General features: G+C 39.4%; 16 protein-coding genes. 3 read left to right on the forward strand and 13 right to left on the reverse strand.

The genetic code is table 11. The features are described from left to right. The 7 genes from AB2B47_RS05585 to AB2B47_RS05615 all read right to left on the reverse strand — a co-directional run. Nucleotides 1-5,390, reverse strand: a 5,390-nt coding sequence (locus tag AB2B47_RS05585; protein WP_320693823.1) for an SspB-related isopeptide-forming adhesin, incomplete at its 3' end; no start/stop codon positions are given. Between the two features lie 390 nt (nucleotides 5,391-5,780). Beyond that, nucleotides 5,781-8,957 (reverse strand): carbamoyl-phosphate synthase large subunit, encoded by a 3,177-nt coding sequence (gene carB / locus AB2B47_RS05590; RefSeq protein ID WP_320693824.1) that lies wholly within the window; start codon nucleotides 8,955-8,957, stop codon nucleotides 5,781-5,783. A 446-nt stretch (nucleotides 8,958-9,403) separates the two neighbouring features. Further along, nucleotides 9,404-10,483 carry a carbamoyl phosphate synthase small subunit gene (locus AB2B47_RS05595; protein WP_006151564.1) on the reverse strand — a complete coding sequence of 360 codons (1,080 nt, stop codon included), beginning with the start codon at nucleotides 10,481-10,483 and terminating at the stop codon, nucleotides 9,404-9,406. Between the two features lie 49 nt (nucleotides 10,484-10,532). After that, entirely contained in the window at nucleotides 10,533-11,456 is a 924-nt protein-coding gene (locus tag AB2B47_RS05600; protein WP_006151454.1) for an aspartate carbamoyltransferase catalytic subunit, read from the reverse strand. A gap of 17 nt (nucleotides 11,457-11,473) precedes the next feature. Next, nucleotides 11,474-11,995, reverse strand: coding sequence for a bifunctional pyr operon transcriptional regulator/uracil phosphoribosyltransferase PyrR (gene pyrR, locus AB2B47_RS05605; RefSeq protein ID WP_000850019.1), 522 nt, complete (start codon nucleotides 11,993-11,995; stop codon nucleotides 11,474-11,476). 209 nt (nucleotides 11,996-12,204) lie between these two features. Beyond that, on the reverse strand, nucleotides 12,205-12,834 hold the full coding sequence (gene nth, locus AB2B47_RS05610) for an endonuclease III (protein ID WP_006151729.1): 630 nt from the start codon (nucleotides 12,832-12,834) through the stop codon (nucleotides 12,205-12,207). Continuing rightward, the gene (locus AB2B47_RS05615) at nucleotides 12,835-13,377 is read right to left on the reverse strand and encodes a YceD family protein (RefSeq protein ID WP_006151910.1); all 543 of its coding nucleotides are present in this window, start codon (nucleotides 13,375-13,377) and stop codon (nucleotides 12,835-12,837) included. Nucleotides 13,378-13,545: 168 nt separating this feature from the next. Between AB2B47_RS05615 and AB2B47_RS05620 the strand changes: the two genes are divergently transcribed. Beyond that, complete coding sequence (locus AB2B47_RS05620; protein WP_006152176.1) at nucleotides 13,546-13,875, forward strand: hypothetical protein; 330 nt, start codon at nucleotides 13,546-13,548, stop codon at nucleotides 13,873-13,875. Between the two features lie 66 nt (nucleotides 13,876-13,941). On the opposite strand, the gene htpX is transcribed toward AB2B47_RS05620, so the two are convergent. Both htpX and AB2B47_RS05630 read right to left on the reverse strand, forming a co-directional pair. Continuing rightward, nucleotides 13,942-14,841: a zinc metalloprotease HtpX gene (htpX, locus tag AB2B47_RS05625; RefSeq protein WP_320693825.1), complete on the reverse strand. Its 900-nt coding sequence runs from the start codon at nucleotides 14,839-14,841 to the stop codon at nucleotides 13,942-13,944. A gap of 1 nt (nucleotide 14,842) precedes the next feature. Beyond that, complete coding sequence (locus AB2B47_RS05630) at nucleotides 14,843-15,403, reverse strand: LemA family protein (protein WP_320693826.1); 561 nt, start codon at nucleotides 15,401-15,403, stop codon at nucleotides 14,843-14,845. A gap of 93 nt (nucleotides 15,404-15,496) precedes the next feature. Between AB2B47_RS05630 and rsmG the strand changes: the two genes are divergently transcribed. Both rsmG and AB2B47_RS05640 read left to right on the forward strand, forming a co-directional pair. After that, the gene (gene rsmG / locus AB2B47_RS05635; protein ID WP_320693827.1) at nucleotides 15,497-16,210 is read left to right on the forward strand and encodes a 16S rRNA (guanine(527)-N(7))-methyltransferase RsmG; all 714 of its coding nucleotides are present in this window, start codon (nucleotides 15,497-15,499) and stop codon (nucleotides 16,208-16,210) included. A 312-nt stretch (nucleotides 16,211-16,522) separates the two neighbouring features. Then, nucleotides 16,523-17,806 (forward strand): uracil-xanthine permease family protein, encoded by a 1,284-nt coding sequence (locus tag AB2B47_RS05640; protein WP_036753427.1) that lies wholly within the window; start codon nucleotides 16,523-16,525, stop codon nucleotides 17,804-17,806. A gap of 43 nt (nucleotides 17,807-17,849) precedes the next feature. Here AB2B47_RS05640 and AB2B47_RS05645 read toward each other — a convergent pair whose 3' ends face one another. The 4 genes from AB2B47_RS05645 to AB2B47_RS05660 all read right to left on the reverse strand — a co-directional run bounded on the left by AB2B47_RS05645 (nucleotide 17,850) and on the right by AB2B47_RS05660 (nucleotide 21,296). Further along, entirely contained in the window at nucleotides 17,850-18,608 is a 759-nt protein-coding gene (locus AB2B47_RS05645; RefSeq protein WP_320693828.1) for a CPBP family intramembrane glutamic endopeptidase, read from the reverse strand. 112 nt (nucleotides 18,609-18,720) lie between these two features. Further along, the gene (locus tag AB2B47_RS05650) at nucleotides 18,721-19,632 is read right to left on the reverse strand and encodes a DMT family transporter (protein WP_320693829.1); all 912 of its coding nucleotides are present in this window, start codon (nucleotides 19,630-19,632) and stop codon (nucleotides 18,721-18,723) included. A gap of 9 nt (nucleotides 19,633-19,641) precedes the next feature. Further along, complete coding sequence (locus AB2B47_RS05655) at nucleotides 19,642-20,574, reverse strand: serine hydrolase domain-containing protein (RefSeq protein ID WP_320693830.1); 933 nt, start codon at nucleotides 20,572-20,574, stop codon at nucleotides 19,642-19,644. Further along, nucleotides 20,571-21,296 carry a CppA N-terminal domain-containing protein gene (locus tag AB2B47_RS05660; protein WP_320693831.1) on the reverse strand — a complete coding sequence of 242 codons (726 nt, stop codon included), beginning with the start codon at nucleotides 21,294-21,296 and terminating at the stop codon, nucleotides 20,571-20,573. The genes AB2B47_RS05655 and AB2B47_RS05660 overlap by 4 nt, the downstream gene beginning before the upstream one ends. Nucleotides 21,297-21,433: the final 137 nt, after the last annotated feature.

The raw sequence follows: 21,433 nt of genomic DNA on the forward strand, positions 1-21,433 counted from the left end.
GTGACTGTAGCGTCAGATCCTTTAACTTCTTCTACAGTGTACTTATGAGTTCCAACTTGGGCTTTAGTGAATTCAAGTTTAGCGAATTTCACCTTACCATCTTTGTCGTTCTGAACTGTTTCGATTTCAGTACCTTTAGAGTCTTTCAATACGAAGCTAAACTCGCCAGCTTTCAACTCACGGCCTTCGAGTTTCTTAGTGAAGTTGAATTCGACTTCAATTGGAACTGAGTTGACACGTTTTTCAGTTGGTTTTTCTGGTTTCTCAACTTTCTTCGTAGATGGGTTGTAGTAGTTTACAATTTGCGCTGCTGTATTTTCGATGTCTACTCCACCTTCAACGTCTGTTTTAACAGTGGCTGGAATATCGAATTTATAGTAGCGACCAAACTCGAATTTAGTTGTGTCGATGATTTGTGTATTGTCTGCGTCTCCAAGTGACTTGGTGAAGCCAGATTTAAGAGTTGCTGTCATAACACCATTTTCAACCTTGATGTCGAACTTGTCTGTCACATCTGCACCAGTTACTGAATCGTAAGCCTTGATAGCTGAAGCATCTACATCAACCTTCGTTTCATCGAAGTCATCAGTGATTCCTACTGATTGAACGTTTTCTTTGTTAGTTGCTGAGAATTTAGTTGTATCCAACCATACTTGATAGTAGAGCTTAGCTCCACGCTTAACAGTCTTGGTATTGATGTTTTCTGCTTCGTTGTTGTCAGTCTTATCTACGTATGGATCGTTATTAGTATCTCCGTACTTGTCTGTCAACTTAGAATCATCATCAAGAAGCTTGTTATCAGTAATTGAGAACTTAGCTGTATCCAATACATACTTCTCTGGTTGGAACTTAGGTTCTTCCGGAGGAGTCACAGTGTTATTGAACTCTTTATCTGGAGCATCAGTTAGTGTCTTCACAAGTGCTTTAGCTGTACCATCGTAAGAAATTTCAACAGTAATTTCAGCCTTCATGGTATCGTAAGTTACTGTAGCGTCAGAACCTTTAACTTCTTCTACAGTATACTTATGAGTTCCTTCGTCACCCTTCATGAATGAAAGTGGTTCAAATTTCACCTTACCATCTTTATCATTCTTGACAGTTTCGATCTCGTTACCTTCTTCGTCTTTCAATACGAAGCTGAACTCACCAGCTTGCAGTTCACGACCTTCGAGTTTCTTAGTGAAGTTGAATTCGATATCAATTGGAATTGAGTTGACACGTTTTTCAGTTGGTTTAACTGGTTTTTCAACCTTCTTGGTTGATGGATTGTAATAATGTACTAACTGACTTGCAGTATTTTCAATATCAGCACCTGGTTTAACAGTATCTTTGACAGTAGCTGGGATATCGAATTTATAGTAACGTCCAAATGCGAACTTAGTTGTGTCGATGATCTGAGTGTTTTCCGCGTCTCCAAGTGACTTGGTGAAGCCAGCTTTAAGAGTTGCGGTCATGACACCATTTTCAACCTTTATGTCGAACTTATTAGTCACATCAGCACCAGTTACAGAGTCATATGCCTTGATAGCTGAAGCATCTACATCAAGTTTAGTTTCATCGTAATCATCTGTGATTCCAACAGTTTGGATATTATTCTTATTGTTTTCGTTAAACTGAGTTGTATCCAACCAAACTTGGTAAACGATTTTATCACCTTTATGAACTCCCAATGTGTTGATGTTATGTTCTTCGTTATTGTCATATCTATCAACATAAGGGTCGTTGTTTGTCTCTGTTACTGAATCAGCTAGTTCTTTATCATCATCTAATAATGACTTACCTTTAATATCAAAACCTTCTTGATCCAAAACATATTTCTTAGGTTGGAACTTAGGTTCTTCCGGTGGAGTTACAGTATTATTGAACTCTTTATCTGGAGCGTCTGTAACAGTTGCTACAATTGCCTTAGCAGTACCATCATGGGCTACCTTCACTGTAACTGTTGCAACCATATCGTCGTAAGTTACTGTTGTATCAGTACCTGCAACCTCTGAAACAGTATAAGTGTAGGTCTTGCCAAGATCATCTTTTCCAAACTTAAGTGTCTTAAAGGTAATCTTACCATCTTTATCATTCTTAACAGTTTCAACTGCAACATTGTCTTTCTTAAGAACAAAGCTAAATTCACCAGCTGCTAGAGTACGGCCTTCCAGCTTTTTAGTGAACTTGAGATCAACTGTAACTGGTACAGAGTTGACACGTTTCTGAGTTGGTTTTTCAGGTGTTTCTACAGATTTGCTTACTGGGTTGTAGACATGAACGATTTGGTTGGCTTTATTTTCAATATCAGCCCCTGCCTTAACTGTGTCTTTAACAGTAGCTGGAATATCAAATTTATAGTAGCGACCAAATTCGAATTTAGTTGTGTCGATAACTTGAGTATTATCCGCATCACCTAAAGACTTGTTCATAGAAGCTTTAGAAGTTGCTGTAATAACACCATTTTCAACTTTAATGTCAAACTTAGCAGTTACATCTTGGCCAGTTACACTGTCATATGCCTTAATATCAGCAGCATTAACTGTTACTTTTTCAGCGTCATAAGTATCAGAGATACCAACAGATTGGATGTTATTCTTATCTGAGAAGTTTCTAGTATCTAACCATACTTGGTAAACTAATTTCTCACCACGTTCAACGGTCTTAGTATTGATGTTTTCTGCTTCGTTGTTCGTAGTTTTATCAGCATACGGATCTGCATTGGTTTCTGTATACTCATTAGTCAACTCGTTGTCATCATCGACTAATTTAGTACCAGTGAGGTCATACTTTTCTTTGTTAAGTACGAATTTTTCTGGTTGGAATTCAGGTGTTGCTGGAGGAGTGATTTTGTTGTTGAATACTTTATCTTCCTTACCATCAGTTGATGCTCCGTTGTCATCTACACCACCAGTTGATGATACGCTTGTTACTGTAGTAAGTGTATGACCGTTCTTAGCAACCTTAACTGTAATAGTTGCCTTCATCGTATCGTAAGTCATACCAACTTCTTTCATTGTTGGAATAACTTCTTCTACAGTATAGGTATGTGTACCAATTTTCGTATTGTCAAATGACAATTCAGTAAATGTCACTGTACCATCTTTTTTGTTGGCAACAGTTTCAACTTCTTGACCTCTTGAATCTTTAAGAACAAAGTTGAATTCTCCGTCTTTAAGTTCACGTCCAGCCAATTTCTTCGTGAAGTCAAATTTAACTTTTACTGGTGCTACCACATAGTTGTTGAAGACCTTATCATCATCACTTGATTTGAATCCACCTTCAGCACTGTATTTAACAGTTGCTTGCAATTCACCTTTAGAATTCTCAGTTACAGTAACTGTCATGGTAACAGTCATTGCGTCGTAGTCAACGTCTGTATCAGAACCCTTTTGTTCAGTGATCTTGTATTTATAAGTACCAGCTTTGTTAAAAGTAAGCTTGCTGAATGTAGCTTTTCCATCCTTGTTGGTAACAGTTTCTTCGTGCTTATCAGGAGTACTTTTCTCTTCTGTTAATTTGAAAGTAAACTCGCCGTCTGTCAAGACACGTCCTTCAAGTTGTTTTTCAACTTCTGGAATGACTTCAACTGGCTTTTGTTTGACATAGTAATAAATTGGTTGCTTGTATGGTGTCAATGAGTTGAGCAAGTCAACGTTTGTACCTATTTGTACATATGCACCATTTTCTAATTGACTATTTGGTGAAAGGTGTCCGATACCGTCTCCTAAGAATGGTACGAATACCGTTTTATACGGCGTATATCCAGCAGCTTTTTGGAAATCAAATGTAACTTCTTTACCGTTTGGATAATTTACACCTTTATTATCAGTGAAAGCAATTGTGTTAAGAGGTGATTTCTTAACATTTAATTCTTGTTTGTTATAATCACCAGGTTTAATCGGCTTGGTTTCTGCCAACAACATGTAGCCATCAGTGCTCAATGTACCATCAGAACGTTTGCTTTGTTGTTTTGGATCTAGTAAGTAAACACGAACGACTACAGTTCCATCTTCCCCTACGATTTCCTTGATACGCTTAATTCCTGCACGCTCAGCATCCATGAATTTGGTACCAACAGTATAAGGACGGCTTACATAACCAGATGTTGAATCTGGATCTGCCGTTTGATACAATTTGTAGCCATCAAATTGGCGCTCACCAGATGCTGTGAAGTTTTGTCCTTCCATGGCTTTAGTTGTATATCTAGCCAAGTCTACTTCATTACCATTTGGTACGTAATCTTGAACAGTTTTATCTGTTTTATTAGCGTTAAATGTTGGGTTATTTTTATCAACTACTCTGTAGTAAGTTGTTTTATCAACGAATATTGGAATTTTAGCATTTGTATCTGTGATTGTACGACCATTATAAGCTGGTTCTACAACGTTAATAATATCAGTTGATGTACGAGCGTTATAAACATCTTGATATAATTTTTGTTCAGCTTCATTCTTTGGATTTACTAAAGCTTGAATACTTGCACCAACTTCATAACCTAATTGGATAAATGGTTGGTCCGTTTTACCAGGTCCAGCTCCTGTACCTGGGTTGTAATCAACTTGCCAAGTTAATTCACCATTTGATGCCGTCTTAGTAGTAGTGAATTTTTGAATTCCACTTGTTGCTGTGATTTTTCTAGTCTCTACTACATTACCAGTCGTTTTATCAATCAATTCAACCGTTGTGTCTGTAGTAACATCAAAATTCTTATATGCACGTGTATAGTAGTTTGTATTATAACGTTCATTGAACTTAGTAAGGTCTACGATACTATAAGTATAGTAATCACCTTCTTTTCTTGCATATCCAGCTGGTACAGTTTGAGACCCAACCGTAGCTCCATTTGGGTTTTGTATAGTTGGATCAACTGTTTCACCATCTTTTAGATATGTACTAACACTGACTGGCTTAGAGTTGTGATCTCCAGAAACTGCATCTTCCGTTGTAGCACGACGATTACGAACTTTAGGTTTATCACCTTCTGAAACAGCTGGCTTAGTTTCTTCAGCTTTTTCAACCGGCTTAGCAGTTTCCTTACTAGCAACCTCAGCCTCAGTTGAAGCAGGTTTTACTTCTTCTGATTTTTCTGAAGACACTGGTTCAGATTTAGCTTCTTCTGTTTTAGCCTCAGAAGCTGCTTTCCCTTCTTCAACCTTGTTTGTCTCAGCAAGTTCAGTTGTTGCAACATTTTCTACAACATTCTCTTCCTTCTTAGAGGAATCCTCGCTGACACTATCCTTTTTCACCAACTCTGTTTTTTCTTCAGAACTTGGTTGCGTAGGAAGTTCAGAAGCTTTTACTGCACCACCATTTGCCAACATAAAGCTAAGAGTTGTTCCTAAAAATACCGATGCAACACCTACCTTATATTTCCGCAAAGAAAAACGTTGTCGTTCTTTTCTTATCATATGATAAGTTCTCCTTTATATTTTTTACTATCAGAAGGTAATATTTTTACAATAATTGTATCTTAGGTACAATTATTGAAGTGTATAGAATACCCACTCTAGCATCTCCATCATATCAAAAGCTCAAACGGTTTTCAAAGAATTATGTGCTCCTGAAAACGTTTTCTTTATTGAATTTTAGGGTTTTAAAAAAACAAAAATACTCATTATATATATTTATATGTATGGAGATTTAGTTCCCCTTATTTATGGTTTTTTTATTTAACTATCTCATTATTTATTATAATTTTATTACTTAGTATTTCATTTTGATTACATTTTAATGATTGTGAAAATATTATCATTTTCATAAAATAAAAAATGATTCCCTTACGAGAATCATTTTTTTATTTAGATGGCTTCTGTGACAAAACTTCTGCTTTCTAGTACTTTGAGCATGGCATCTGCTGTGTCTAGAGCTGTAAAGAGAGGAACTCCATGTTCAATTGCTGAACGTCTGATTTGCTCACCATCTTCATCAGCTGTCCGTTTGGTACCAACTGTGTTGATGATAGCTTGAATTTTTCCTTTGCGGACGTAGCTTGGGATATCGTGCTCATTATCACCAATCTTTCCAACGAGTTGAGCCTGCAATCCATGACTTGCAAAGAAGTCTGCTGTTCCTTCAGTAGCAAGGATTCCGTAGCCAATATTTTGGAAACGACGAGCCAAATCTAGTGCTTCTTCTTTTGCATCATCTGCGATAGTGAAGACAACATTACCAAAGGTTGGTAAGTGAAGATAAGAAGCTTCAAAGGCCTTGTAGAGTGCTTTTTCAAGAGTGGTATCAGAACCCATGACTTCCCCTGTTGACTTCATTTCAGGGCCAAGAAGGCTGTCTACCTTAGCTAGCTTGGTAAAGGAGAATACTGGTCCCTTGATATGAACGCGAGTGCTTTCTGGGTAAAGTCCATCTTGGTAACCAAGTTCTTCAAGACTTTGACCGAGAATTAGATTAGTCGCTACCTGTGCCATAGGGATATTGGTTACTTTAGAAAGGAATGGAACAGTACGGCTGGCACGAGGGTTTACTTCAATGACGTATACTTTCTCATCCTTGATAACAAACTGAATGTTCATCATCCCAAGACAGTTGAGGCCGATTGCAAGGCGTTTGGTGTAATCTGCAATCGTTTCTTGCACTTTTTGCGACAAGGTTTGAGGAGGATAAACCGCCATGGAGTCACCTGAGTGGACACCAGCGCGTTCGATATGCTCCATGATACCAGGGATGAGGACATTTTGTCCATCTGAAATGGCATCAACTTCGCACTCTTGCCCAACGATATAAGAGTCAACAAGAACAGGGTGGTCAGGACTTGCCTTAACCGCAGTACGCATGTAAGAACGAAGATCATCTTCATTCTCAACGATTTCCATGGCACGTCCACCCAAAACATATGAAGGGCGAACGAGAACTGGGAAACCAATTTTACGTGCAGCAAGCACTGCTTCTTCTTCATTGGTTGCAGTCTGCCCAGGCGGTTGCGGAATATCCAAGTTTTTGAGGGCTTGTTCGAAGAGGTCACGGTCTTCTGCACGGTCCAAGTCAGCAACTTGAGTACCAAGGATAGTCACACCAGCTTTTGCTAATGGCTCAGCTAGGTTGATAGCTGTTTGACCACCGAACTGAACAATAACGCCTTTTGGTTGCTCCAAATCGATGACATTCATCACATCTTCAAAAGTCAATGGTTCAAAGTAGAGTTTATCTGATACAGAGAAGTCTGTTGAAACTGTCTCTGGGTTTGAGTTCATAATGATGGCTTCGTAGCCAGCAGCCTGAATTGCCTTAACAGAGTGAACTGTTGCGTAGTCAAACTCTACCCCTTGACCGATACGGATTGGACCAGAACCTAGGACAAGTACAGATTCCTTATCAGACTTGATAGACTCATTTTCCCATCCATATGTTGAGTAGAAGTACGGAGTTTCTGATTCAAATTCTGCGGCACAAGTATCTACCATCTTGTAAACTGGGACAATCTTATTTTCTAAACGAAGTTGGCGAACTTGATCAGCTGTAGTTCCCCAAAGTTCTGCGATTTTACGATCTGAGAAACCATTGAGTTTTGCTGTTTTCAGGACATCGATATCCTGAGGATGTGCGCCCAATTCTTGTTCAATCTCAAAGATATGCAAGAGTTTATCAAGGTAGAAAATATCAATCTTAGTTAAGTCAGCAATCTCTTCTGGTGTATAACCACGACGAATAGCTTCTGATACGTAGAAGAGACGGTCATCTTGAGCCTTGACAACTTTTTCAATCAAGGCATCATCTGAAACATCTGCAAGTTCAGGCATTTCATTGTGATACACCCCGATTTCAAGCGAACGACAAGCTTTAAGAAGTGACTCTTCAATGTTACGACCGATTGCCATAACTTCTCCAGTTGCCTTCATCTGGGTACCAAGACGACGTTCCCCTTTTTCAAACTTGTCAAATGGGAAACGTGGAATCTTAGCCACCACATAGTCAAGTGCTGGTTCAAACATAGCATAGGTTGAACCTGTAACTGGGTTAATAACTTCATCCAAGGTCAACCCTACCGCAATCTTAGCAGCCAATTTAGCAATTGGGTAACCTGTTGCTTTAGAAGCAAGAGCTGAAGAACGAGATACACGAGGATTTACTTCGATAACATAGTACTTAAAGCTATGTGGATCAAGCGCAAGCTGAACGTTACATCCGCCTTCAATCTTGAGAGCGCGGATAATGCTCAAACTAGCATCACGAAGCATTTGGTTTTCATAGTCGGACATGGTTTGCGCAGGGGCAAATACGATAGAGTCACCTGTGTGAATTCCGACAGGGTCAAAGTTTTCCATGTTACAAACAACAAGGGCATTATCAGCTGAGTCACGCATGACTTCATACTCAATTTCCTTGAAACCGGCAATAGAACGTTCAATCAAACACTGGGTAACAGGTGACAACTTCAAACCATTTTCAGCAATTTCACGCAATTCTTCCTCATTGGCACACATACCACCACCAGTACCACCTAGAGTAAAGGCTGGGCGGACGATAACTGGATAACCAATAGTTGCAGCAAAGGCAACTGCTCCCTCAACTGTGTTTACAATTTCAGATTCTGGAATTGGTTGCTTGAGTTCTTCCATCAATTGTTTAAAGAGATCTCGGTCCTCCGCTTGGTCGATGGCAGACAGTTTAGTCCCGAGAAGTTCTACTCCGAGCTCATCTAAGATACCATTTTTAGACAATTCCATGGCCATATTAAGTCCCGTTTGACCTCCAAGAGTTGGAAGCAAAGCATCTGGACGTTCCTTACGGAGAATACGAGTCACAAACTCAAGTGTGATTGGTTCGATGTAAACCTTGTCTGCAATCTCTTTATCTGTCATGATGGTTGCAGGATTTGAGTTAACCAAGACAACCTCATACCCCTCTTCTTTCAAAGACAAGCAGGCCTGGGTTCCAGCATAGTCAAACTCAGCAGCCTGACCAATAATAATCGGACCAGAACCAATCACCATAATTTTTTGAATATCAGTACGTTTAGGCATAGTTTATGATACAAAGCCCATCAAGAACACAGTGAAAATAGGAAACTTGGTGCAGACGCCTTCAGCGTCAAATCAATGTTTATCTTTTTCACACAGTTCTTAGGGCGTGTTCACTTCCGCGAACAATGTATCTTCTCCTTTCTATTCGGCAACTCTCTGATTGCCATTAAATAAATTCTCCGACGATTTTTTAGCGAAACGATCATTTTCGGTAAAAAATCTAGTGCAGGGAGTTTTTAGTTCGCCATATAGCGACTAAAAGAAACGACCTGCCTTTCTATTCGTCGCCTCACAGAGCGACATTAAATAAGATACAAAGGACGATAAGAAAGCGACTGAATTTTAGGAAACCATAGAAGGATTTCTATCCTTGTTGGTTTATCTAAATTCCGAGCTTTCCGTCCGTGTTCAATTCCATAAATTCTCCGACGATTTCTCACTCGTCTTTAGTTTGCTTGTTTGAAAGCTTCCATCATCTCGATGAACTCATCAAATAGATAACTTGCATCATGTGGCCCAGGAGCTGCGTCTGGGTGGAATTGCACAGAGAAACCTGGTAGATATCTGTGACGTACGCCTTCAACTGACTTGTCATTGATTTCTTCGTGTGTGATGATTAAGTGCTCTGGTAAATCCTCACGGCTAACTGCATAACCATGATTTTGACTTGTGAAGTCCACGCGCCCAGTTGCAATTTCACGAACAGCATGGTTAAAGCCACGGTGACCAAACTTCATTTTATAGGTCTTAGCACCATTTGCCATCGCAAAGAGCTGGTGCCCCATACAGATACCAAAGATTGGAATTTTCCCGAGAATACCACGGATCATCTCAAGAGCTTCTGGTACATCTTCTGGATTTCCAGGACCATTTGACAACATAACTCCGTCAGGGTTTAAATGCAAGATTTCCTCAGCCGTAGTTGTGTATGGAACTACAGTCACGTTACAATCACGTTTAGATAGCTCTCGTAAAATAGAGTGTTTAAGACCGAAGTCTACTAAAACAACGCTCAAACCAACTCCTGGAGCTGGATAAGCAGTCTTTGTAGAAACTTGTCTGATATTATCAGTCGGTAAGACAGTTGCTTGAAGTTGATCTGCAATGTGATCCATACTATCGCCAGCATGTGTCAAAGTTGCACGCATTGTTCCATGTTTACGGATAATTTTTGTAAGAGCTCGAGTGTCAATGCCTGAAATTCCAGGAATTTTCTTAGCCTTCAAGAATTCGTCCAGCGTCATTTGGTTACGCCAGTTGCTAGCTCTACGAGCCTCTTCGAAAACCACAACTCCCTTACAAGTAGGACTGATAGACTCGTAGTCGTCACGGTTAACTCCATAATTCCCTACTAGTGGATATGTGAAGGTCAAGATTTGTCCATTATAAGATTGGTCTGTAATGGATTCTTGATATCCTGTCATTCCAGTGTTAAAGACTATTTCCCCTGTTACATCAATATCTGCACCGAAGGCCTTACCTTCAAAAACTGTGCCATCTTCTAAAACTAGAAGTCGTTTTGTCATATTTTCACCTCTCGTGGACGCTCACTGGCGTCTTTTAACGTTTTGTGTCTTATTTGGCTTTTCTACTTGCCAATACGGATTCTAAGATTGCCATTCGAACAAATACTCCATTAGTCATTTGTTGGACAATGCGTGATTTTGGTGCTTCAACAAGATGATCGGCAATTTCCACATCCCGATTAACAGGAGCCGGATGCATAATAATTGCTTCTTCTTTTAAGCGATTATAGCGTTCTTGGTTCAAGCCATGTTGAGAATGATACTCTTCTTTTGAGAAGACTGCTCCACTTTCGTGGCGTTCATGTTGAACTCGAAGCAACATCAGAACATCCACCTGGTCAACAATCTCGTCAATAGTTACAAACTGGCCATAGTCAGCAAACTCTTGACTTCTCCATTCCTCAGGTCCTGCAAAGTAAAGTTCAGCACCTAAACGTTTTAAAATCTGCATATTGGACTTGGCAACACGTGAATGGTCCAAGTCACCAGCAATGGCAACCTTGAGCCCTTCAAAACGGCCAAATTCTTCGTAAATTGTCATCAAATCAAGCAGACTCTGACTAGGATGTTGCCCTGAGCCATCACCACCATTGATAATCGATGTCGTAATGGTTGGGCTCGCAATCAATTCCCTGTAGTAATCAACCTCTGGGTGCCGAATAACACAGATATCTACACCAAGTGCAGACAAGGTCAAGATTGTATCATAGAGTGTCTCACCCTTGTTTACAGAGCTTGTATTCACATCAAAGTCAAGTCGTTCCAATCCCAGTTTAATCTCTGCAACTTCGAAGGATTTATGCGTTCTTGTCGAATTTTCAAAGAAAAGGTTGGAAACAATGGGATGGTCTTCGTAGGGCAACTGGGCTCCATTTTTAAACTCGATCCCTCGTTTAATCAATTTTATAACCTGATCTACAGTGAGATCTTCCATGGACACCACATGTTTGAGTGCTTGTTGATTTTCTGACATGGCTACTCCTTTAGCTTTTAAGCTTCTTCAGTAATCAAAACTCTATCTTGGCCATCAAGTTCTGTCATCTCAACGATGATTTCTTCAGAACGACTAGTTGGAATATTTTTCCCAACGTAATCTGGACGAATTGGCAATTCTCTGTGTCCACGGTCCACTAGTACCGCTAGACTCACACGGGCAGGACGACCATGTCCGACAATGTTATCGATAGCGGCACGGATTGTACGACCTGTGTAAAGAACATCATCCACCAAGATAACTTCGCGGTCTGTCACATCGACAGAAATCAAGGAAGTATCTTCACCACTTTTGACATCGTCGCGGAAGGGTTTAGTATCTAATTCTACAACGGGAACAGAGATATTTTCCAATTGTTCCAAACGCTCTTGGATACGGTGAGCAATAAAGACACCACGTGTTTTAATTCCCGCTAAAATGATTTTATTCAAATCTTTGTTGCGTTCGATAATCTCATAAGTGATACGCGTAATTGCTCGCTTGACGGTTAATTCGTCTACAACTTCTTTTGTCTTCATGACAAACCTCCAAAAAGAAAAGTCTCCTTTTTCAAGGAGACTTGAGAATGTATAACTAAGCGAGCCTTACTGTAAACAGTATAGACTTACCCTTCTACTTAATCCAGCTCCTTGCCTGCCTCACGGGACAGGTTTAAAGGAATATTTTATTGTCCTTACTATATCACAAAGCCTAGACCAAAGCAAGTAAAAACATTCAATGTTTGGCCTTATAATGAACTAAAATCGTATAACTGTGGATAGTGTTCGCATTCTGGATTTTTGGGATGACAGATAGCACGACCAAAGTAAATCATGGCCTGGTGAGCCGCCAACCATTCTTCTGGTGGCAAAACCTCCATGACACGTTTTTCAACTTCAAGTGGTGTAGCTGATTTTTTAACGATATCGTGATGTTTACAGATACGCTCAACATGAGTATCTACTGCAAAAGCCGGAATTCCAAAGCCAACACTCATGACAACATTAGCTGTTTTACGACCAACACCAGCTAAGCTTTCTAATTCTTCCCTGGTCTGAGGAACTTGACCACCAAAATCATTTAGAAGTTGTTGGGCACATTTTTTGAGGAATTTTGCTTTGTTTCGATAAAGACCAAGGCGAGAAATATGTTTAGCAATTTCACTCTCACTGGCATCTGCCATAGCCCGAGGCGTGGGGAATGCTTCAAAAAGAGCAGGAGTTGCTTTATTTACCGCAGCATCTGTCGTTTGAGCAGATAGCATAACGGCAACCAAAAGCTCAAAATGATTGCGAAAATCTAGACTTGGTTTCGCATCGGGAAAAAGGGCTATGATTTCCTCAATGACATGACGGGCACGTTTCTTGGATAAAACCATCTACTCATCTCCGTCAAACAGCCCTTGCAAGCCTGCAAAAGGACTATTTTCTTCTTTTTTGACTGCTTGTTGAGCTTGATATTCTTCCTCTGTCATGATTTGCCAGTCATTTCCAGAAACAAATCCCTGACCAGCCTCTTCTTCAGCCGTTAAGACCTTTATTGGAATATTTAGCAAGATGTTATCAGATACGCTCTCAGAAAGGTCGATTTCACCATTTTCAATCGGTAATACTAAGTCATCATCTAGAACTTCTTGGTCCAATTGATTGGTAGCACCTTCCATAAAGACTTCTGTCACTGGGTAAGACTCTTTCAATTCTACCGGCTCCATACTGCGGCTAGAAGCTAGAACGATTGTATAAGACAAGAGATAGTCTAGGAAAAACATACGGTCTTCGTACTGAACCTTCCCTACTGCGTGGATATCTTTTACATCTATAATTTCTTGATTACGCTCACGTAAGTCGGCTACTAAGTCTAAGGCTGCTTCAAAATACAAACCCTCAGGCTGCTTACGAACTTCTTGAATATTTAATTTCATACTTCCTCCATAAAGATTTACTCACTTGATTATACCATGAAAGAACCGCAAGCAAGGTAACTAAACTTTTAAAATATCATTCTCTATTTTTTGATATATTTATTATGACAATTTTATTTTTTGTGCTATACTATAGGCATCAATACATGAGCAAAGGAGGACGCTCATATGGAAGACAAAGCTCTTTTAGCTGAAGCCTATCAACTCGTTTCAGAATTAAATCAAACGATACAAAACTGTAAACAAGGATTACCTGATGATTTACGCTTACAGCGAAATATAGATGAGATTCTCAGAGAACTTAAAAAAGCTGAGAAATTAGACAATGCTATCTTAATTGAACTGGAAAGCTTTTACCAACTGACTAGTCTTTTGATTGGACTTGGCTCACTAAAACTAAACGATCAAGCTCGCACTGCTTGGAGAAACTATGACAAGTTCCACTTCGATCACGTTAAACATACATTGACACTTTACGGACCTGTTTTTGGTCTTTAATAAAAGTAGAATCTCATGTATTAAACTTATAAAAAAACATCCAGAGAAAGTTCTCTGGATGTTTTTTTACATTTGTTTCAAACGCTCAATCCGTTCTGAAATAGGTGGATGCGTATAAAATAGTTTTTTCAAGACACCTGGTTTTTGAGGATCATTGATATAAAGGGCACTACTAGCATCATCCACATGATGACTCATGGGTTGACTATTTTCTAGTTTAAGGAGGGCATTGATCATCCCCTGAGGATTGCGTGTTAATTCCACACTTGAAGCATCCGCTAAGAATTCTCGTTGGCGAGAGATAGCTAACTGCACCAAAGTTGCTGCAAGAGGCGCTAGGACGATGGCTAGTAGAGATAGGACCAATAAAATAATCTCAAGTCCTCCACCATCACGGTCATTACTTCTACGACTACGACTAGCTCCACCCCACCACATCATACGACCAGCCATACTCGATAAAAGAGTGATGGCACTAGCAAGAGCAACAGCAATGGTAGAGATTCGAATATCTAAGTTGCGAATGTGACTAACTTCATGCCCGATTACTGCCTCTAACTCCTCACGATTCATAATCTCTAGAAGGCCTGACGTAGCAGCAACAGCAGCATTTTGAGGATTCGAACCGGTGGCGAAGGCATTCAAACCCGGGTCATCAATTACATAAACTCGTGGCATAGGAATCTGCGCCACCATTGCCATATCCTCGACAACATGATAGAGAACAGGTTCTTCGTTTCTATCAACCTCACGCGCACCATTCATACTCATGACAATCTCTGTAGATTGAAAAATCATGGTCAAGGCATAGATGAAACCGATAATCATAGCTATGGTCACGCCCCAGATACCTGAGTTCATGAACAGAAAACCAACCGCATAACCAACTATGGCTAGCAAAAGAAAGAAGACAATTAAAAGAATCCAAGTTTTACGTTTATTACTAGCAATTTGTTTGTACAGCATCTTAGTCACCTAAACCATTAAAATCAACTCTAGGCACAGCCTTTTCTTCTTCTGGAGTTTGAAGGAAATCTGCTGCCTTGAAGCCAAAGATAGCCGCAACCAGATTACTTGGGAAAGTTTCTAATTTAACATTGTAGTTGCTAACGACACTGTTATAAAGTTGGCGAGAATATGATATTTTGTTTTCTGTGTTAGTCAGTTCTTCTTGTAAGTGAGCAAAGTTGCCACTAGCCTTCAAGTCAGGATAGTTCTCTGCAACCGCAAAGATACCAGATATCTGACGAGTCAGTGCATCACTAGCTTTCATGGCTTCTGCAGGTGTAGTTGCTGCAGCTACTTGTCTACGGAGTTCAGTCACCTTTTCAAGAGTAGAACTTTCGTATTTAGCATAACCTTTAACTGTTTCAATCAAGTTTGGGAGGAGATCATTACGACGCTTCAACTGAACATCAATCTGGCTCCAAGCCTCCTTGGTCTGCATACGATTTTTCACCAAACCGTTATAGCTAACAATCACAAAAATAACAATCAGAGCCAAAACTCCAAGAATAATCCAAGTCATAATCTTATCCTTTCTGCTTTTAGATTAGTACAAGTATATCAAATTTCCATGTTTTTGTGGTAAAATAAGATGATATACAAGAAGGATATAACTATGAAAACAGAAACTTTTTACTCACTACTTGACCAACAGAATATTAATCTCACTGACCAGCAAAAATTTCAATTTGAGCGCTATTTCGAACTCTTAGTCGAGTGGAACCAAAAAATCAACCTGACTGCAATTACAGAAAAGGAAGAGGTTTATCTTAAGCACTTTTATGATTCCATCGCTCCTATTCTACAAGGGTTGATAGAAAACCAAGAAATTAAGTTACTGGATATTGGCGCTGGTGCAGGATTCCCAAGTCTTCCTATGAAGATTCTCTACCCTCAGCTAGATGTGACCATCATTGATTCTCTGAACAAGCGCATTAACTTCCTTCAGCTTCTAGCTGAGGAGCTTGATTTAGAAGGGATTCATTTCTACCATGGACGAGCCGAAGACTTTGCCCAAGACAAGAACTTCCGTGCCCAATTCGACATTGTGACAGCTCGTGCAGTTGCTCGCATGCAAGTTCTCTCAGAGTTAACCATTCCTTACCTTAAAGTTGGTGGAAAACTTTTGGCACTTAAGGCCAGTAATGCTCCTGAGGAATTGACAGAAGCCAAAAATGCTCTCAACCTTCTCTTTAGTAAGGTTGAAGATAACATCAGCTACACACTTCCTAATGGAGATCCTCGCTACATCACCATTGTAGAAAAGAAAAAAGAAACTCCAAATAAATACCCACGTAAGGCTGGTATGCCAAATAAACGACCACTTTAGGATATTTTAAATAGATACTCACAAGATTATACCTCGTGTCTTTATTTCCTTGCTCGGGAAAAAATGATTTACAAAATCACACCTCGCTTTTTTGTTTTTTGGCTCGGGAAAAAATGATTTACAAAATCATTTTTTTCTGCTATACTATCACAAGCAAAGGTTTTTAATGTCATCCCGTGAGGTGACGAAGACGCAGATATATATGAAATTCTTTAAATATTGGGATAACCATGTTTTAAAGATGTCTTACTCTGAGAGCCTATTGCTGTAAAATAATGGGCTCTTTTTTGATGTCCAAAAAGTGAGGTATTTATGAAACAAGAATCAACTGTTGATTTGTTACTCGACGTTGACCAACGTCCTTCTTTTGGTAAGGGAATTCTACTCAGCTTCCAGCACGTGTTTGCCATGTTTGGTGCTACCATCTTGGTGCCACTGATTTTGGGAATGCCTGTATCTGTTGCCCTTTTTGCATCAGGTGTCGGAACACTGATTTACATGGTATGTACTGGCTTTAAAGTTCCGGTCTATCTCGGTTCTTCTTTTGCCTTCATCACTGCAATGTCTCTTGCTATGAAGGAAATGGGTGGCGATGTTTCTGCCGCTCAAACAGGGGTTATCTTAACTGGTTTAATCTACGTTCTTGTTTCAACTAGCATCCGCTTTGCTGGTACAAAATGGATTGATAAACTTTTACCACCAATCGTTATCGGACCTATGATTATCGTAATTGGTCTTGGTCTTGCAGGTTCAGCTGTAACAAATGCTGGTCTTGTTGCTGATGGCAACTGGAAAAATGCTCTTGTAGCTGTGGTTACCTTCCTCATCGCTGCCTTTATCAATACAAAAGGCAAGGGATTCCTTCGTATCATTCCTTTCTTATTTGCCATTATCGGTGGATATATCTTTGCAGTCTTTCTTGGTCTAGTAGACTTCACACCTGTTCTTCAAGCTAACTGGTTCGAAATTCCAGGCTTCTACCTACCATTTAGCACAGGTGGTGCCTTCAAAGAATACAACCTTTACTTCGGTCCAGAGACAATCGCAATCTTACCAATCGCGATCGTAACAATCTCAGAACACATTGGAGACCACACGGTCTTGAGCCAAATCTGTGGCCGTCAATTCTTGAAAGAACCAGGTCTTCACCGTACCCTTCTTGGTGACGGTATCGCAACATCTGTATCTGCCTTCCTTGGTGGTCCTGCTAATACTACCTACGGTGAAAATACAGGGGTGATCGGTATGACTCGTATCGCTTCTGTCTCAGTTATCCGTAACGCTGCCTTTATCGCAATTGCCCTCAGCTTCCTTGGTAAATTCACTGCTTTGATTTCTACAATCCCTAGCGCCGTACTTGGTGGTATGTCAATCCTTCTTTATGGGGTTATCGCCAGCAACGGTTTGAAAGTTTTGATCAAGGAACGTGTAGACTTTGGTCAAATGCGTAACCTTATCATCGCTAGTGCAATGCTCGTGCTTGGACTTGGTGGAGCAATCCTTAAACTTGGTCCAGTTACACTTTCAGGTACTGCCCTATCAGCAATGACAGGTATCCTTTTGAACTTGATCTTGCCATACGAAAATAAAGACTAAAAGCATTCATAAAAAAATCCACTCATTTGAGTGGATTTTTTGCTTAAGTTCTCCAAGTAATCAAGAGGTACAAGAGACTTGAACCAAACATATCTGCAAGAGCGTGCATGAGAAAGAATGGCAGTAAATTCTTGACTACATACTTGTACAAGAAATAATAGAATAGTCCGTAAACAAGACCAATAACCAAGGCCCAGAGTAATCCTTGGTAGGTATGGAAAGAAATCCGTATGATTACCGAGTATACTAGAACCAGCCACTGATGCTTTTCTCTTACTGAAGTCAGCAATCCCAAGAAGAAAAATTCTTCGTAAAAACCATTTAAAAGCGCATAGCCAATAGCCATTGGCGTTAAGGCCATGAATTTTCTAATGACTTCCATTGGGTCTATAAAAGGAATCAACTGAGGATTAAAATAATTGTACTCACCACTAAGGGTTGTTACAGTATCTCCAATTATTCCAACAATAGCGAAGATAAGGGGAACCCAGATGAAAACAGACCAGGAAAAACGTATAGGAAGTTGTTTAAAATCATAATTTCGAATCAAGAGATAAAGGAAAGTAATCCCTAACATCATCAGTTGAAAAGTAAAATTACTAGAATAAGCTGCCCCATCACTTGCTACATTTGTTGTAGTTTCCGCAACACTAGAAATAGTTGAAGGTGATAGACTCTCCATAAATTGTTGAGTAGAACGGATGATAAACTCTCCAAACATTAAAACAGTGATGATTAAGATGTCGAACCATTTTAAGTATCTTAAAGGTTTAGCAGGATGAATACTTTGTATAAAATTCATATTTCCTCCGTTTAGCTTATTTTTGTAACTTTATTATAAACTTTCAATCTTAAAATTAATTAAATTGATACTAGAGCATAAAAAACAACCTCTATATAAGGTTGTTCTGTTCTTAAATGGACTTGTGTTTCTTTTCTAGCATTAAATCCTTTAAAGAAATAATAGTCACAGCCAATAAAATCATTGCCATACCAAGAAAATCTACAGGATAAAAGATATCTCCCATAATTATGAAAGCAAAGAATACAGCAGAAATAGGCTCAATGGATGCTAAAAGACTCGACTTAACTGGTCCAACCAGACTTGCCCCCTTAAGAAAGGCCGTGTAGGCAAAAACAGTCCTGATGAGAATAATTCCAGTAAATGCTAAGAAGATATCAAAAGACATAGGTAGACTAGTACCGATAATCCCAGTAAATGGCACTGCTACAAAACCAGAGATGGTCATACCGACACCAATAACCAGAATACTCCCCCATTTTTGAATGAGCTTAATGGATAAAATGATATAAAGAGCATAGGTTAAAGCAGAGAACAAACCCCAAAAGAGACCTGCTGGTGTCATAGAAAGCTGATCCATTTGACCGTGAGTCGTAATTAAAAAGGTTCCACCTATTGCTAAAATCATAGAAAGTATTTCGGCTATAGTAGGTGCTACCTTATCCTTTATACAAGTAAATGCTAGAATACCAACGGGACAGACATACTGAAGCACTGTCGCTGTACCAGCATTTGTCTCCTGAATAGCCGATAAATAGGCCAATTGATTTAGAAAGAGACCAAATAATGAAAATAACAAGAGAGAAAAGAGACTTGATTTATCCTTTAAAAAAGCTAGAAATTGTTCCTTAGACTTTATATAGGACAAGAGAACTAAGAGCAAACCTGCAACAATCAAACGGATATTGGTTAGGACTAGAGCTGATATTCCATGAGCCATCAGGTACTGACCACTGGTCCCAGACAAGCCCCAAGCAATACCAGCAATCACTGTAAAAAGAGTTCCTTTAAGAGCTTTTGACATACTTCCTCCCTAGTCTGCTTCACGAATTAGGTCCATGACCTGATTACGGTCTATGATCCACTGGGCACGCTCGTCTTTTTCGTAGGTTCTATTGGACAAGAAAATCGCAGCTTCCTGCTTCTTACGATTCCACATGATAAAGGTTCCAGTATAGCCTGTATGATCTAGCCAATCACCTTCAAGATTCCAGGCCAAGGAGCGTTCCTTATCACTCAAATCTGAAAAATTCTGACTTAATCCTGCAGCAAAATCATCCTGTAAATAATGCTCAAGGAAGATTTTTAAATCCTTCACAGTTGAAAACAAGCCTGCACTTCCAGCATGTTTACCTAGTAAACATGCCTTAGGATCATGCACCACTCCTGCTTTCTGTCCCCGAACAGTAGGAACAGCACTGCTAACTGGTCCAAACTGAGTTTCCTTCATCTTCCATGGATCGAAAATTTGCTCTTGTAAAATCTGGTCTAAGTCTTTCTCAAAGTAATTCTCTAGGAGAAAACCGAGCAAGAGAAAGTGCACATCCGAGTATAGAAAAGCTCTCTTCTCTCGTCGATTCAAATGAAACATGGCTTCTTTCAATTCTTCTGTATTCAACTGGTCTCTATTGATAATAAACGGGTCCAAGTCCGTAGAATGTGTGAGGAGTTGACGAATGGTGATATCTGGATAATCAGAGTCAGGTAAAAATTCTGTCACTGACTTTTCTAAATCTAATTCCCCTTGATGCCACAAAAAAGTTAAGACAGTTCCAACTCCGACGACTTTGCTCACACTTGCCAAATCATAGACTAAACCTCGACAAGTCTGCTCTCCAATTTCTGGATTTGCTTCTCCGAGGTAGCAATCAGACCATTCACCATCCCGATAATACGCAAAAGAGGCACCAGGATAAATCCCTGCCTCAATTTGTTGCTCTATTTTTTGAATGATTTCTTGTTTCATACTTCCTCAAACCACAATTCGATATTGTTGGCATCCTTGGTTAGGAAAAACTTCTCAGACTTAGGAATAAAGTAACCTGCAGTTTCAAAACGTTGACGGAGACCAGCCAATTCAAGTTCTTTTACCTGGAATTTCAACATAGACAAATCCCAAGTTACATTATTTTCAACAAGTAAATCACTACCTTGGGCTTGTTTAAAAGTTATGCTAGTTTCGATTTCCTCTTTTTCAAGTAGGCTCGTCGTTTCAGCAGGCAAGTTAATTTCTGCTGAAATATCAAACGCTGTCAAATATTGCACTTTCTCATCTTTTGTGAAAGTAACAGTTTCATCAAACTTTCTCAAATCTTTGATGTCATCTTCCGCATGGATTAAGACAAGATCCCCTTCTGGAGAAAGGATTTCAAAAGCATATCCCTTGTTTCCTTTATAGAGTTGAGGAAGTTTTTCCATTCTAGCTAGAAGTGCTTCAACCTCGGATGGATTCGCTACTTTTACAATCAATCTAGCTAATTTTTTGATCCCTTCAACCTTACGGCTTCTCATACTTGGTGATTCTTCTAAAACCAATTTTTCAATGCCTGACTGGTCTCCTAGCGATAAGAAAGCCGACTCTTCAAGCAAGGGTTTCATACCCAAGGTTTGGATATAAAACAATTCATTTAATCTTCTATTATTTATCTTTAGCGTCGGGATCATACGCACAATTTGATTTACATTCATAAATTCCTCCAACACTTTTTATTTTAAAGGATTTTATTTCATTTTACAAGTTATTCAACTAAAAACTTTGACTATATTAACCTTTTTAGCACATGAAACTCCCTTCTAAATTAGAAGGGAGCCTATTGTATTTAGTA

This window comes from Streptococcus wuxiensis, assembly GCF_040888245.1.
GTDB lineage: Bacteria > Bacillota > Bacilli > Lactobacillales > Streptococcaceae > Streptococcus > Streptococcus wuxiensis.